Origin of the sequence: Agathobaculum faecis (assembly GCF_014287995.1) — a bacterium.
Classification (GTDB): domain Bacteria; phylum Bacillota; class Clostridia; order Oscillospirales; family Butyricicoccaceae; genus Agathobaculum; species Agathobaculum ammoniilyticum.
This window is the reverse complement of record NZ_JACOPL010000001.1, coordinates 110632-124308: the sequence shown is the minus strand read 5'-3', so window position 1 is coordinate 124308 and position 13677 is coordinate 110632. Positions and strand designations below refer to the sequence as shown.

Sequence of the window (13677 nt, the reverse complement as noted above, 5' to 3'; positions counted from 1 at the left end):
GTCACAGCATTTGCTGCCCGTCCGCCGGTTCCATATTCATGTGCCGATAAGCCTGCATCGTTACACACCGCCCGCGCGGCGTGCGGCTGAGAAAGCCGATCTGCATCAGATACGGCTCGTATACATCCTCCAATGTAATGGCTTCTTCACCAATGGTCGCGGCCAGCGTTTCCAGTCCGACCGGACCGCCGCCGTAATTGAGCATGATGCTTTTGAGCATGCGCCGGTCAACCGCGTCCAGCCCCAACTCATCGATCTCCTGCGCGCGCAGCGCCATGTCCGCGCTGGCCTTGTCGATCGTGCCCGTGCCGCGCACCTGCGCGAAATCGCGCACACGGCGCAGCAGGCGGTTGGCAATACGCGGCGTGCCGCGGCTGCGGCGCGCGATTTCCAAAGCGCCCTCGTGCTCGCACGGCACATTCAGTATGCTTGCCGAGCGTTCCACGATATGACAAAGCTCCTCCGCGGAATAAAGTTCCAAACGGAGCATCACGCCGAAGCGGTCACGCAGCGGGCTGGTCATCTGTCCGGCGCGCGTCGTCGCCCCGATCAGGGTGAAACGCGGCAGGTCGAGCCGGATTGAACGCGCGGAAGGCCCCTTGCCAATAATGATATCGAGCGCGTAGTCCTCCATCGCCGGGTAGAGGATCTCTTCGACCGCACGGTCTAAACGGTGGATCTCATCGATAAACAAAATATCATTTTCCGAAAGGTTTGTCAATAAAGCCGCCAAATCTCCTGCTTTTTCGATCGCAGGGCCGCTGGTGACGCGGATATTGACCCCCATCTCATTTGCAATAATGCCGGCCAGCGTGGTTTTTCCCAAGCCCGGCGGGCCGTACAGCAGGGTATGGTCCAGCGCCTCTCCCCGCTGCTTTGCAGCTTCGATGTAAACACCGAGGTTTTCCTTTACCTTTGCCTGGCCGACATAATCCGCCATGGATTTCGGCCGCAGGGAATTTTCGGTTTCATCCTCCGCCAACTGCCTGGTGGAAATAATGCGTTCATCGTCGGCCATGCCGCCGGAAAATTCAATGCTCAAAGCGACACCCCTTTACTGTTTGACCAGCTTTTTCAGGCATTGGCGGATGATCTCCTCCGCTTCCATCTGCGCGGCGTCCATCCCCTCCATCGCCTGAAGCGCTTCCGTTTGGCTGTACCCAAGCACCATGAGCGCCGCAACAGCCTCCTGCGTATGGTTGACCCCGCCGGACGCCGCGGCCATGGCAACAGGCGATACGCTGGACGCAGTCTCCAACTGTTCCTTGCTCATCTTGTCCCGCAGCTCCAAAACAATGCGCTGCGCGATTTTTTTGCCGATGCCTGGCGCCTGCATCAGCATTTTTTCATCCCCTGTGATGATGGACAGCGCAAGCCGGTCCGGCGGCGCGACCGACAGAATGGAAAGAGCGGCTTTCGGCCCCACGCCGGATACGCCGATCATCATTTCGAAGCAGGACTGCTCCTCCTCGTCAATAAACCCGTATAATTCAAAAATATCCTCGCGGACATTCAGATATGTCAACAAACGCGCGCGGGCGCCGATTTTCAGCTTGCCGATCGTGTTCTGCGAAGCGTGACATGCATATCCCACACCGCCGCAGTCGATTACGGCAAGCCCTTGCTTGAGCAGCGCGACCGTACCCTCTACATAATAAAACATCAAATACCCTCATACCGTATTGCATTTCTGGAATGGCCGTGGCAGATCGCAAGCGCGAGCGCATCCGCCGCGTCATCCGGCCGCGGAAGCTTTGTCAGATGCAGGATGCTTTTCGTCATTTCCATCATCTGCTTTTTTTCTGCGTTGCCATAGCCGACCACCGCCATTTTGACCTGGTTCGGCGTATACGAAACCGGATGCAGGCCCTTTTGGGCGAGCGCAAGCAGGATCACGCCTCTTGCCTGCGCGACCTGGATGCCGGTCGTAATGTTTTTGGAGAAAAACAGCTCTTCAATCGCAACCTCGTCCGGATGAAACGTATCGACCAACGTGCTGATATCCTCATAAATCTCACACAGACGCAGATGCATCGGCATGCCGGCCTTTGTTGTTGCCGCGCCGTACTGCACGGGCGTGAACTTGAAGTTTTCAAACCGCACGACCCCATAGCCGATCGTACCGTAGCCAGGGTCGATACCAAGAATCGTCATAGCTGCAAACCTCTGCCCTCTCAACCCAAATATTGTACCACGAAACCGCTTTTCGCGCAACCATACCCGTGAAAAAAGAGCGGTCCCGCCGCTCTTCCTCCACTTTCACGATTTGGCATTGCTGATACGCTCAGCCGCGAGCAAAATACCGGCTTTGCCTGAAGCGTAGGTCAGGCCGCCCTGTAAATAGCACACATACGGCTCCCGCATCGGAGCATCCGCCGACAATTCAATGGAAGCGCCCTGCACGAAAGCGCCCGCCGCCATGATGACCGGATCGTCATAGCCCGGCATGGCCCACGGCTCCGGTGTCACAAAGGAATCGACCGGCGCGCCCGCCTGAATCCCTTCGCAGAACCGGCGCAGCGGCTCCGGCGCGCCGAACGCAATCGTCTGGATGATGTCATACCGCGTCTCTTCCGCTTTCGGGCTGACCTCGTATCCCATCAGCTCCATGACCTTGGCGCAGAAAATGGCCGTTTTCAGCGCTTGCGCCGTGATATGCGGCGCCATGAACAGCCCCTGATACAGCAAACGGTTCTGTCCTATGGTGCAGCCGCACTCCCCGCCGATACCGGGCGCGGTCAGCTTATAGGAGGCATTCTCCACCAGATCCGAGCGGCCTGCGATGTAACCGCCGGTGGGCGCAAGACCCCCGCCCGGGTTTTTAATCAGCGAACCCGCAATCAGATCCGCGCCAACCTGGGTCGGCTCAGTCTCCTCCACAAATTCGCCGTAGCAGTTATCCACCATAATCGCGGCTTCGGAGCCTGCGGCACGCACCGTCCGGCAGATTTCTCCGATCTCCTCGCAGGACAGCGTTTTACGTACGGCATAGCCGCGGCTGCGCTGGATGAACACTAGTTTGACCGCTTGGTCTCGCACGGCTGCGGCAATCGCTGGCAGATCGGGCGCGCCGTCCTTGAGGTCCACCTGCTTGTAACCGATACCATAGTGCTTCATGCTGCCGCAGTAATCCCCGGTGATTGTGTTTTGCAGCGTGTCATACGCCGGACCGGTGACTGAAAGCACCGTGTCCCCTGTTTTGACTGCGGAAAACATCGCGCAGGAAAGCGCGTGCGTGCCGTTGACAAAGCCGATGCGCACCAGCGCGGCCTCCGTCCCGAAGATATCGGCATAAATGCGGTCCAGGGTGTCACGCCCGTGATCGTCATATCCATAGCCGGTCGTGCCGGCAAAAAGGTTATCCGACACGCGGTTTTTCGTAAACGCCGCCAGCACCTTTTCCGTATTCCGGTCGCAGATCTCTTCGATACGAGAAAAGCACGGCATGATTTCGCGCTCAGCCTGACGGCCGAGCGCGCGTATTTCTTCCGATATTGGTAAATATTCAGACATTTTCAGTGATTCTCTCCCAACGCCGAGCGCCCATCCGGCAAATCAAAAACCTGGTCCTCCGGCGCTTCGGTTTTCAGTTCGCTGACCGTCACCTGACGGACCAGCGTATCGCCGCTGTAAAACGACGCTGCTTTCAGCAGGCCGGAGGCTGCTGATATGTAATATACACAGCGGTAGCCTCCCTGCTCAAATTCCACACGGATACACGGCTCATAGTCCATGTCCTGCCGCCCCGCGTCCAAAAGCCGCACCTCTTCCCCCAATACGTCCTCGTAGGTGGGCAGCATGGCAGCCGCGTCGTCCGTAAAATCGCCCCAGTTTCCCTCATAAGCGCTGGAAGCACCGTTCTCCCAGGCATAAACCGTATCGCCCCTGCGCAGCAGGGTACTTTCCACGCTCCCCGACGCCTGCAGGGTATCAGTCCGCACCACGCCATCCTTGACATATTGGCGGCAGGACAGCGTGGACGAACCGCCCGCATAGTACAGCGTATTTTGTATGCTGCAGCTATAGGCGGTCGGACGTACCAAGGACGCAACGACCTTTTGCGCATTCACAGGGCCGATCTCGATATCCGCGACGCTCTGCGCAGTCAGCATCTGGCTTCCCGAGCTGACGACCGGCGCGTTTTGCGTACCATCGGACAACACGATGCCGGTATCCCGTTCATGCAGCAGGCCGGAAGCAAACAGATATGCCAGCGCCAGCAGAGCGACAAATACGCCGGCGCCAATGGCCGCAATCAGAGGGGCGGACAGCTTTTTCTTCATTTTCACGGTGTAAACGGCGCGGGGCCGCCTTCCCGCAGGCCGAAATAATGCTCAATCGCCTGTACGATGCGTTCAGAGGTCTGGCCGTCGCCATATGGGTTGACCGCATGCGCCATTGCTCCATAAGCCTGCGCGTCGTCCAGCAGCTCGCGCGCCAGACGGACGATGTTCTCCTGCTCCACCCCAGCCAGCTTGACTGTGCCGGCCTCGATAGCCTCGGGCCGCTCGGTTTCGCGGCGCAGCACCAGCACCGGCTTGCCAAGACTGGGGGCCTCTTCCTGCAGGCCTCCGGAATCCGTCATAATTAGATAGCAGCGTGCCATCAGGTTGTGCATCTCATCCACCGCGAGCGGATGGATCAGATGGACGCGGCCGTTCCCACCCAGAAACTTCTCCGCCGTTTCACGCACATACGGACTGAGGTGAACCGGATACACGAAATGCACATCCGGATAGGCCTCCGACAGCGCGGCGATCGCGCGACAGATATTTTCCATCGGCTCGCCATAATTCTCCCGCCGGTGCGCGGTGACCAGCACCACGCGGTTATTCTGAAAATCAAGCGTTTTCAGCTGCTCGTCGCGGAAAGCAAAATCCGGCCGGACCGTCATGTGGATCGCATCGACGACAGTATTGCCGACCACCGAAACCCCATCCGTGATGCTTTCGCGCGCCAGATTATCCCGATTGCGCGGGGTCGGCGCAAAATGCAGCGTCGCGATCTGGCCGGTCAGCTTGCGGTTCATCTCCTCCGGGAACGGAGAGTACTTGTCATAGGTGCGCAGGCCGGCCTCTACATGCCCGACCGGTATTTTATGATAAAACGCGGCAAGCGCGCCTGCGAACGTCGTCGAGGTGTCTCCATGCACCAGCACCATATCGGGCTGCGCCTGCTCGAACACATCATCCAACCCATGCAGGCTTTTCTCTGTAATCAGTGCCAGCGTCTGCCGCGGCTGCATGATGTTAAGGTCATAATCCGGCTTGATCTGAAAAATATCCAGCACCTGATCCAGCATCTCGCGGTGCTGCGCGGTGACGCAGACGATCGGCTCGGTATGGGCATTCTTTTTCAGTGCATGCACCAGCGGCGCCATTTTGATCGCCTCCGGCCGCGTGCCGAACACAGTCATCACTTTAATTTTGTTCATCGTCTGTTTTCTCCTTTTGTGCGTCCCCATCATCCCTGTCTTCTGCCTCTGGGGTTCCATCGTGCGGATGCCTGCCCCAGTGTTCCGCGCCGTAGATGACGCATGCGCCGACGATAATTGCGACCAATACCGCCAGCAGCAGGATAATGGCCTTTACTTCCCCCGACGAGGTCAATACGACCGCTGTCAGGCCAAGGGTCGCGCTGATCGCGTACAGGATCGCGACCGCCTGCTTCTGGTTAAAGCCCATATCGATCAGCTTGTGATGGACATGGCCGCGGTCCGGACTCATCGGGCTGCGCCCCGCCGCCACGCGGCGGATGATCGCATTGGCCGTGTCAAAAATCGGCAGCCCCAGTATCAGGAACGGAACAGCGAACGAAATGACCGCATAAAATTTGAACAGGCCCATGATGGATACCGTTGCCAGCATATAACCAAGGAAGGTCGAGCCAGTATCCCCCATAAATATCTTTGCGGGGTTCAGGTTATACGGCATAAAGCCGACGCATGCGCCTGCGAGCGCCGCCATTGTGACAGCGATCATCATGTTCTCCGTCAGCAACGCGACCGCCAGCATGGTGATCGCAGCAATGGATGAAACGCCGACCGCCAGTCCGTCCAGGCCGTCGATCAGGTTCACGGCGTTGGTAATGCCTACAATCCAGAGGATCGTCACCGGAATTGCAAAAATCCCCAAGTGGAAGTACGCTTCGTCGGAAAACGGGTTCAAATTGGTGAACAGCTTGATCTGCAGATCCCCTACGCATACAGGTATCGCCGCCGCGACAATCTGCACAACGAATTTGAGCTTTGCGCCAAGCGCCAGGACATCGTCAAAAATGCCCAGCGAAACAATGATGATCGCTCCCAGCAGTACGCACAGCATGGTTTTGTCCAGTTGTCCGAAAATCAGAATCGAGCAGAGGAAGCCGCCGAAAATGGCCAACCCGCCCAGCCGCGGTATGGGTTCCTTGTGCATGCGGCGGTTATCCTTGGGAACGTCGATCGCGCCGACCTTGTGCGCGAACTTTTTGACCGGCGGCGTAAAGAAATACGACAGCACGCCCGCCGCGGCAAACGCGGCGACAACCATACCGATCACGATATATTCAGGCATTTTTTGTTCCTCTCAAAAGCAGATGTTCAGCGCTTGACAAACCCCAGCTTCCGGTAAACCTTGTCCAGCGTTTTCCGCGCCAGGTAGGACGCTTTCTGCGCGCCCTCGGTATATACCTGCTGCAGGTAATCCTTGTTGCGCAGCAGATCCTCCGTCTTTTCGCGGATTGGGCGCAGCAACTCGACGACCACCTCGCCCACCGCCGGCTTGAACTCCCCATAGCCCTTGCCCGCAAATTCCGCTTCCGCCTCGGCAACCGTCTTGCCAGTCGCAAGCGCGTAAATCTGCAGCAGGTTGGAAATGCCGGGCTTGCCCTGCGGGTCCATGACGATGCGGGCGTCCGAATCGGTCACCGCGCGCTTGAACTTGCGCATGATCACATCCGGCTGATCCATCAGCAGGATATACCCGTTTTCATTTTCATCCGACTTGCTCATTTTCTTTTCCGGATCGGACAGGCTCATGATCTTCGCGCCCTCGCCCGCCTTCGGATAGCGTCCCTCCGGAATCGTGAAAGTATCCGGAAAAACCCCGTTAAAGCGGTTTGCAATATCGCGGCAGATCTCGATATGCTGACTCTGGTCCACGCCGACCGGCACAATATTGGTCTGGTACAGCAGGATGTCCGCCGCCATCAAAACCGGATAGGTAAACAGGCCGACATTCACATTATCCGAATGCTTGGCGGACTTATCTTTGAACTGCGTCATGCGGGAAGCCTCTCCAAACATGGTAAAGCAGTTGAGCACCCAAGCCAGCTCAGCGTGCGCCGGCACATGGCTCTGGATAAACAGGACGCTCTTTTCCGGATCAAGGCCACAGGCGATATACTGCGCAAGCACCTCCAACGTCTGGCGCCGCAGCGCTGCCGGATCCTGACGCACCGTGATCGCATGCATGTCAACCACGCAGTAGATGCAGTTATAATCCTCCTGCAGCAGCGGAAAGTTGCGGATCGCGCCCAGGTAATTGCCCAGCGTCAGTTTGCCGGACGGCTGGACACCAGAAAAAATGGTTTGCTTCTGATTTTCGCTCATATAGAAAACTTCCCTTACAAATTAGAATTTACTTTGTGACAGGTTTGTGCTAAAAGGCTATACTCGATTGTAATAATATCATATTTTGCCCACTTTTGCAATGTGTTTTCGCGCATTTGCGGAATATTGACAGCAGCAGGGGCCGCGGGGTATGATAATAGCAGGAAAAAGAGAGGCGGCGATCCAATGGCAAACTATGTATTGGCACTCGATCAGGGGACAACCAGCTCGCGCGCAATTTTATTCGACAACGAACAAAACATCCTTTCCATCCGGCAGCACGAACTGTCACAGCACTATCCCCGCGAGGGCTGGGTCGAGGAGGACCCCATGGAAATCTGGTCAACGCAATACGCCGCTATGCTGGAGGCTCTCGCTGCGGCAGACGTTTCTCCCGCTGATGTTGCCGCGATCGGCATCACCAATCAGCGCGAAACAACGATCCTGTGGGACAAGGCCACCGGCCGTCCTGTCTATAACGCAATTGTATGGCAGTGCCGGCGTACCGCCGATATTGTGGACAGCCTCGTGCGGCAGGGGCTGACCGATCACATACGCAATACAACCGGACTCGTGCTGGACGCTTATTTTTCCGGAACAAAAATCAAGTGGATTCTGGACCATGTCGAAGGCGCGCGGGAAAAAGCCGCGCGCGGCGAGATTCTGTTCGGCACGGTGGATTCCTGGCTGGTATGGAAGCTGACCGGCGGGAAAGCGCATATCACTGACATGACCAACGCCGCCCGCACCATGATCTTTGATATCCATAAGCTGGACTGGGACGACACCCTGCTCCGCGCACTCGACATCCCGCGCGCCATGCTGCCGCGCGTGTGCTCCTCCAGCGAAATTTACGGCTATGTCTCCCTTCCCGGCGGCGACGTGCCGATCGCCGGCATTGCAGGCGACCAGCAGGCTGCGCTGTTTGGCCAGACCTGCTTTGACGCGGGGGATGCGAAAAACACTTACGGGACAGGCTGCTTTCTGCTGATGAATACAGGGGAACAGGTTTGCGAAAGCAAAAACGGCCTGCTAACCACAATCGGCATCCATATTGCGGGAAAAACCCAGTATGCTCTGGAGGGCAGCGTATTTATCGGCGGCGCGGTGATCCAATGGCTGCGCGATGAAATGCGCTTTTTCTCCGAAAGCCGCGATGCGGAATACTACGCCAAGAAGGTGCCGGATACCGGCGGCGTATACCTTGTTCCCGCGTTCACCGGCCTCGGCGCGCCGCATTGGGACATGTACGCGCGTGGCTGCCTGATCGGCCTGACGCGCGGCACCAGCCGTGAGCATATTATCCGCGCCGCGCAGGAATCCATCGCTTATCAGGTTAACGACCTGCTTGACGCAATGGCGCGCGATACCGGCGTCCCTCTCGCCTCCCTTTCTGTTGACGGCGGCGCGAGCAGGGACAGTTTCCTGATGCAGTTCCAGGCGGATATCTCGAACTGTACCATCCGGCGGCCGGTCATCCGTGAAACGACCGCGCTCGGCGCATGCTATCTGGCTGGGCTTGCTACCGGTGTTTGGAAAGACCGGCAGGAACTGAAACGGCTCTGGCGCTGTGACACGCTGTATGCCCCCCATATGGAGACGCAGGAGCGCGTCCGGTTGCTGGACGGCTGGAATAAAGCGGTGAGCCGGAGTCTGGACTGGGCGCCGCACAACTGAATCGAGACAAACGAAAAGGAACGGCCTAATTCGGCCGTTCCTTTTTCTTTCTGAGAATCGCGTATTCACTCACTGGGAATGGGAACGCAAACTGCACTTTCATCTGTGGGACATTGAAAAGCGCCAGCGCTTCCCCCTCTTCATTTACCGCGTTTTCCGCGCGGAACACATGCGGTTCCCTGCCGGGCTGCAGCAGCTCCAGCTCCTCCCCTCGGAAAAAGCGGTTTTTCAGCGCAAACACCGCCTGTCCGTCCGCACCGCAGCAGACTGGCATCCCTACGACCTCGTAATCGCGGATATACTGGCTGTCGCCATAATGCTGGCCGTTCTCCCCACTTCCGAAGTAAAAGCCGGTGTAATATTCCCGATGGCTTACTTTATTGACCTCCTCCGTGCAGAACTCCGGCAGCACGAATGTCTCCGGAGAGGCGCGGTACGCGTCGATCGCCGCGCGGTAAGCCCCGGTCACGCAGGCGGCGTAGTAAGCCGTTTTGTTGCGTCCCTCGATCTTAAATGAATCCACCCCCGCGCGGATCAGCTCTGGAATATGCCCGATCATGCACATATCCTTGGAGTTATACAGATAGGTGCCGCGCGCGTCCTCCTCGACCGGAAAATATTCCCCCGGCCGTTTTTCCTCCATCAGCGCGTAATTCCACCGGCACGGCTGCGCGCACGCGCCGCGGTTGGCGTCCCGCCCTGTCATATATTGCGAAATCAGGCAGCGGCCCGAATAGGATATACACATCGCGCCATGGACAAACGCTTCGATTTCCAGCGTTTTAGGGGTCTTTTCCCGTATTTCCGCGATCTCGTCCAAGGAAAGCTCACGCGCCAGCACAATCCGCTCTGCCCCAAGATCCGCCCAGAAATTCGCCGCCTCATGGTTCAGGATGCTGGTCTGGGTGCTGATATGCAGCGGCACATGAGGCGCGTATTTCCGTGCCAGCCGAAGCACGCCCACGTCCGCCACGATCAGCGCGTCCGCTCCCGCATCCTCCAACAGCTCCAGATAGGATGGAAGGGCGAGCAGGTCGCGGTTGGAGGGCATGATATTAACCGTTACATAGCACTTGACGTGCCTCCCATGCGCATAAGCGATGCCGGAACGAAGCGCTTCTTCGTCAAAATTGGCGGCAGCGGCCCGCATGCCGAATTGCTGTCCGGCGCAATACACGGCGTCCGCTCCATACGCAATGGCAAAGCGCAGCTTTTCCATATCCCCTGCCGGCGCGAGCAGCTCCGGCCGCTTATTCACCGCTTCCCTCCGCGCTGGCGGCCGCAGCCTGCGCCGCGTTGGAGGCGGCGATATTCGCCTCATGCTCCGCATAGCTGTTGGCAAACAGATGGCTGCCATCCGGCATGGCGACATAGTAGAAATAGTTATGCTGCTCGGGATGGCTTGCCGCGTACAGCGAAGCGTAGCCGGGATTGCAGATCGGTCCGGGGGGCAAGCCCTGCTTGGTATACAGGTTATATGGCGTATCGGACTGCAGATCCTCCTCGCTCAGCTTTCCGCTCGTCCGTCCCAAGCCATACAGCACCGAGGCGTCCACCTGCAGGTAGGGGAACGAATCCGGATTGTTCAGACGGTTATAAATAACACCCGCGATCGTCGCACGCTCCCCGTCCTGCTGCGCCTCGCGTTCGATCAGGGACGCAACCGTTACGATATCGTGCATCGACATGCCAAGGTTCTCGGCCCCTGCCTGGATCTCATCGTCATACTTTTCATCAAAGTTGTTGAGCATCTTGTTGAGACTGGAAACGACCGTGGAGTTCCCCTTGTATATCTCATAGGTGTCGGGGAATACATACCCCTCCAGCCAGCCCTGCTTCGCCGGCTTTTCCTCCTGTAAAAACTCATGCTTGAACTCGTAATCGTTGAGCGCTTCGTCGATCGCTTCCTCCGTGCAGACGTGCTCATCAAGCAACAGCTGCTTGATCTGCATGGTCGAATAGCCTTCCGGCACGGTTATCTGGATCGTCTCCGTGCTGGTGGAATTTGCCAGCGTGTCGATGATCTGCCCGTAATCCATATTGGGATTGAGCGCGTAGGCGCCGGCCAAAACGCTCTCGTTATCCCCTTTCAGACGGACATACAGCTTGAAAATCGTGCCGTAATTAATCACGCCCTCATCGTCAAGCTGTTTGGCAAGGGAGAGAACGTCCGTATTCTCCGCAACGGTTATTTCTTTTACCGCGTCGTCCTTGACAAACGCAAACACGTCGTTTGCAACAAAAATCGCCACCAGCGACAGGACGATCGAAATGCCCAGCACGGCGATTACATACACAACCGTGCCCGCACACCCGCTGTTCTTGCGCCGCCTGCTCCGGCGGCGCGTTTGCTGTACCGGTTGGGTTTGCTGATTCTCCATGTTTTCCATGTTTTCACCTCATCCATTTCTCAAGGTTTTTTCAGATCCAGTGCAGCACTACTTTGACGAGAAACGCCACGATAAAAGCTATAACACCGGGATTGCGCACGAGCAGGAACAGGTCGTACAGCCCCGCACCCTTTTCCAGGTGCGGGATATACCCCTTTGCCAGCAGTCCTTCCGCCCCGCGCAGCGTCAGATACAAAAACAGCAGCAATACGATCGCATTGATCGCCGCGAAATGATTCCAAATGCCAAAGGCGGCATAAGTATCCGTGATCCAAAGGACAAAAACATAATACAGATTATTGACCGCGTGCGCAAGCACGGCCGGCCAAACGCTTCCGAACGCATACGTCAGATACGCATAGGCGATACCCGCCAGCAGCGGGCCGAAAAAATTCATCAGGCTGCCGTGCAGCATCGCAAACGCAAAGCCGCTGAACACCAGGCACGCGCCGGTGCCGACGCTTTGCTCCTGCGCGGCCATCAGCGCGCCGCGCAGATACATCTCCTCCACGGTCGCGCTCAGCGCTACGATCACCAGCAGCTTCCCTGGCAGCGTCATGCCGGTCTGCGGTGTGTCCAGCGCGGTTGCAGTCAGATCCGCTCCGGCAAGGCCGGCGATCTGGTATATCAGCAGGTTCAGAAAAAGCGACAGCACCGCCACCGTTACGCCGAGCTTAACCGTTACGCCGAGCGCCCCTTTGGGGAGCCGCCTGGGCCGCAGGCGCTGGCGGACCGCCTTCTGGTCGCGCAGAGAGACGACCGCCAAAACCATCGGCAGCAGAAAAGCCGCTGCCTCCGACAGCGCGGTCAGCGGCGCGCCGCCGCCGAGCCGTCCTGCCAGCCGCCCCATGCCGGTCAGCAGGCAAAAGCACAGAAACAATGACAGGCCGGGCAGCAGCGCGATCTTATTGTTTTTCATCCGTGTGCAGCACCCGCCTTTCGGTAAAAATCCAGCCGCAGCGCTGATCGAACGCCGTGCGCGGCAACCGTTCCAACAAACGCCCCTCCGCGCACAAGGCAGCCCGAATGGCCGGCGTCCGTATCATAAAGCGGTCGTAATATCCGCCGCCGTAGCCCAGGCGGTACCCCGCACGGTCGCAGGCCAGCGCCGGTGCGACAATCAGGTCGATACGCTCCGGCGGCACCTCCCGCGCAGACGCATCCGGCTCCAGAATGCCGAAGCGTCCCGTCCGCAGGCTGTCCAACGACGCGATATGGTACGCCCGCATCTCCCCCGCGCGGAGGCAGCGCGGCACGCAAACGTTTTTCCCCTCGGCAAGCGCCTGACGCAGGATACCATGCGTATCGATCTCATCCGGCGTGGATACATAACAGAACACGCATTGTGCGCGGGCAAAAACCGTACTGGCCAGCAGCCGCTCGGAGATACTCCGATCGGCCGCGGCTTTTTCCGCCCGCGGCTGCTCCATCCGCTGCTTCAGGAAAAAGCGGCGTAGCTCCGGTTTATTTTCCAAACGCATACAGCGCGGAATCCGCCACACGGCGGGCCTCCGCTTCACCGCAGAGCGCGGAGACGAGCGTACAGGCAAAATCCAACGCGCCGCCCACGCCGCACGCCGTGATGATTTTTCCATCCCGCACACAGGTCTGCCGAACTGCGGTCGCACCTTTCATTCCATCCTCCATGCCGGGGTAGCAGGTCGCCCTGCGCCCCTGCAGCAGCCCCATGCCGCCCAGAATGACCGAGGGCGCGGCGCAGATCGCCGCGACGAATTTGCCATCGTCATAGCACTTCCGCACGGCATCCGTCACACGCTTGTCCGCATACAGGTTGGCCGTACCCGGCATTCCGCCCGGCAGTATCACCGCTTCCGCCGCATCCCAATCCGCTTCGTCCATGGAAAGCTCGGTTTCCACGCCGATACCGTGAGAACCGTGTACGATTTTACCGGTCACGCCCACCAGCTTTACCTCCACACTCGAACGGCGCAGGAGATCGACCGGCGACAGCGCTTCCAGTTCTTCAAAGCCTTCTGCCAGCAACACATATACCATTGT

At 58.2% G+C, this 13677-nt stretch carries 14 protein-coding genes; 1 reads left to right on the top strand and 13 read right to left on the bottom strand.

Going from position 1 to position 13677, the window contains the following annotated elements; genetic code table 11:
• Window position 1: 1 nt before the first annotated feature.
• The 8 genes from ruvB to trpS all read right to left on the bottom strand — a co-directional run bounded on the left by ruvB (window position 2) and on the right by trpS (window position 7591).
• On the bottom strand, window positions 2-1042 hold the full coding sequence (gene ruvB, locus H8S45_RS00645) for a Holliday junction branch migration DNA helicase RuvB (RefSeq protein WP_054325856.1): 1041 nt from the start codon (window positions 1040-1042) through the stop codon (window positions 2-4).
• 12 nt (window positions 1043-1054) lie between these two features.
• Window positions 1055-1663, bottom strand: a complete 609-nt coding sequence (ruvA, locus tag H8S45_RS00640) for a Holliday junction branch migration protein RuvA (protein ID WP_054325855.1) — start codon at window positions 1661-1663, stop codon at window positions 1055-1057.
• Window positions 1663-2154 carry a crossover junction endodeoxyribonuclease RuvC gene (gene ruvC / locus H8S45_RS00635; RefSeq protein WP_107630420.1) on the bottom strand — a complete coding sequence of 164 codons (492 nt, stop codon included), beginning with the start codon at window positions 2152-2154 and terminating at the stop codon, window positions 1663-1665. Before ruvC ends, ruvA begins: the two co-directional genes overlap by 1 nt.
• Before the next feature lie 105 nt (window positions 2155-2259).
• Window positions 2260-3513, bottom strand: coding sequence for a methionine gamma-lyase family protein (locus H8S45_RS00630; RefSeq protein WP_147573657.1), 1254 nt, complete (start codon window positions 3511-3513; stop codon window positions 2260-2262).
• A gap of 2 nt (window positions 3514-3515) precedes the next feature.
• Window positions 3516-4289 carry a hypothetical protein gene (locus H8S45_RS00625; protein ID WP_147573656.1) on the bottom strand — a complete coding sequence of 258 codons (774 nt, stop codon included), beginning with the start codon at window positions 4287-4289 and terminating at the stop codon, window positions 3516-3518.
• Complete coding sequence (gene wecB, locus H8S45_RS00620) at window positions 4286-5434, bottom strand: non-hydrolyzing UDP-N-acetylglucosamine 2-epimerase (RefSeq protein ID WP_186949427.1); 1149 nt, start codon at window positions 5432-5434, stop codon at window positions 4286-4288. Before wecB ends, H8S45_RS00625 begins: the two co-directional genes overlap by 4 nt.
• Entirely contained in the window at window positions 5421-6554 is a 1134-nt protein-coding gene (locus H8S45_RS00615; protein WP_054325852.1) for an MraY family glycosyltransferase, read from the bottom strand. The genes wecB and H8S45_RS00615 overlap by 14 nt, the downstream gene beginning before the upstream one ends.
• 26 nt (window positions 6555-6580) lie before the next feature.
• A complete protein-coding gene (gene trpS, locus H8S45_RS00610) occupies window positions 6581-7591 on the bottom strand; it encodes a tryptophan--tRNA ligase (protein ID WP_107630415.1) in 1011 nt (336 codons plus the stop codon).
• Window positions 7592-7777: 186 nt separating this feature from the next.
• On the opposite strand from trpS, the gene glpK reads away from it, so the two are divergent.
• Window positions 7778-9268: a glycerol kinase GlpK gene (gene glpK / locus H8S45_RS00605; protein ID WP_107630414.1), complete on the top strand. Its 1491-nt coding sequence runs from the start codon at window positions 7778-7780 to the stop codon at window positions 9266-9268.
• A gap of 25 nt (window positions 9269-9293) precedes the next feature.
• On the opposite strand, the gene H8S45_RS00600 is transcribed toward glpK, so the two are convergent.
• Genes H8S45_RS00600 through H8S45_RS00580 form a run of 5 tightly spaced genes read right to left on the bottom strand, consistent with a single transcriptional unit; the run spans window position 9294 to window position 13674 of the window.
• Window positions 9294-10526 carry a peptidase U32 family protein gene (locus H8S45_RS00600; RefSeq protein ID WP_242977783.1) on the bottom strand — a complete coding sequence of 411 codons (1233 nt, stop codon included), beginning with the start codon at window positions 10524-10526 and terminating at the stop codon, window positions 9294-9296.
• Complete coding sequence (gene mltG, locus H8S45_RS00595; RefSeq protein ID WP_186949425.1) at window positions 10519-11658, bottom strand: endolytic transglycosylase MltG; 1140 nt, start codon at window positions 11656-11658, stop codon at window positions 10519-10521. The genes H8S45_RS00600 and mltG overlap by 8 nt, the downstream gene beginning before the upstream one ends.
• Before the next feature lie 31 nt (window positions 11659-11689).
• Window positions 11690-12577 (bottom strand): CPBP family intramembrane glutamic endopeptidase, encoded by an 888-nt coding sequence (locus H8S45_RS00590; RefSeq protein WP_054325849.1) that lies wholly within the window; start codon window positions 12575-12577, stop codon window positions 11690-11692.
• Window positions 12564-13139 carry a 5-formyltetrahydrofolate cyclo-ligase gene (locus H8S45_RS00585; protein WP_054325848.1) on the bottom strand — a complete coding sequence of 192 codons (576 nt, stop codon included), beginning with the start codon at window positions 13137-13139 and terminating at the stop codon, window positions 12564-12566. The genes H8S45_RS00590 and H8S45_RS00585 overlap by 14 nt, the downstream gene beginning before the upstream one ends.
• A complete protein-coding gene (locus H8S45_RS00580; RefSeq protein ID WP_054325847.1) occupies window positions 13123-13674 on the bottom strand; it encodes a DJ-1 family glyoxalase III in 552 nt (183 codons plus the stop codon). The genes H8S45_RS00585 and H8S45_RS00580 overlap by 17 nt, the downstream gene beginning before the upstream one ends.
• Between the last annotated feature and the right edge of the window lie 3 nt (window positions 13675-13677).

Excerpts from the sequence above, each read along its gene's own strand:
- ruvA (WP_054325855.1), bottom strand. The coding sequence starts at position 1,663 with ATGTTTTATTATGTAGAGGGTACGGTCGCGCTGCTCAAGCAAGGGCTT.
- ruvC (WP_107630420.1), bottom strand. The coding sequence starts at position 2,154 with ATGACGATTCTTGGTATCGACCCTGGCTACGGTACGATCGGCTATGGG.
- H8S45_RS00630 (WP_147573657.1), bottom strand. The coding sequence starts at position 3,513 with ATGTCTGAATATTTACCAATATCGGAAGAAATACGCGCGCTCGGCCGT.
- wecB (WP_186949427.1), bottom strand. The coding sequence starts at position 5,434 with ATGAACAAAATTAAAGTGATGACTGTGTTCGGCACGCGGCCGGAGGCG.
- H8S45_RS00615 (WP_054325852.1), bottom strand. The coding sequence starts at position 6,554 with ATGCCTGAATATATCGTGATCGGTATGGTTGTCGCCGCGTTTGCCGCG.
- trpS (WP_107630415.1), bottom strand. The coding sequence starts at position 7,591 with ATGAGCGAAAATCAGAAGCAAACCATTTTTTCTGGTGTCCAGCCGTCC.
- glpK (WP_107630414.1), top strand. The coding sequence starts at position 7,778 with ATGGCAAACTATGTATTGGCACTCGATCAGGGGACAACCAGCTCGCGC.
- mltG (WP_186949425.1), bottom strand. The coding sequence starts at position 11,658 with ATGGAAAACATGGAGAATCAGCAAACCCAACCGGTACAGCAAACGCGC.
- H8S45_RS00590 (WP_054325849.1), bottom strand. The coding sequence starts at position 12,577 with ATGAAAAACAATAAGATCGCGCTGCTGCCCGGCCTGTCATTGTTTCTG.
- H8S45_RS00585 (WP_054325848.1), bottom strand. The coding sequence starts at position 13,139 with ATGCGTTTGGAAAATAAACCGGAGCTACGCCGCTTTTTCCTGAAGCAG.
- H8S45_RS00580 (WP_054325847.1), bottom strand. The coding sequence starts at position 13,674 with ATGGTATATGTGTTGCTGGCAGAAGGCTTTGAAGAACTGGAAGCGCTG.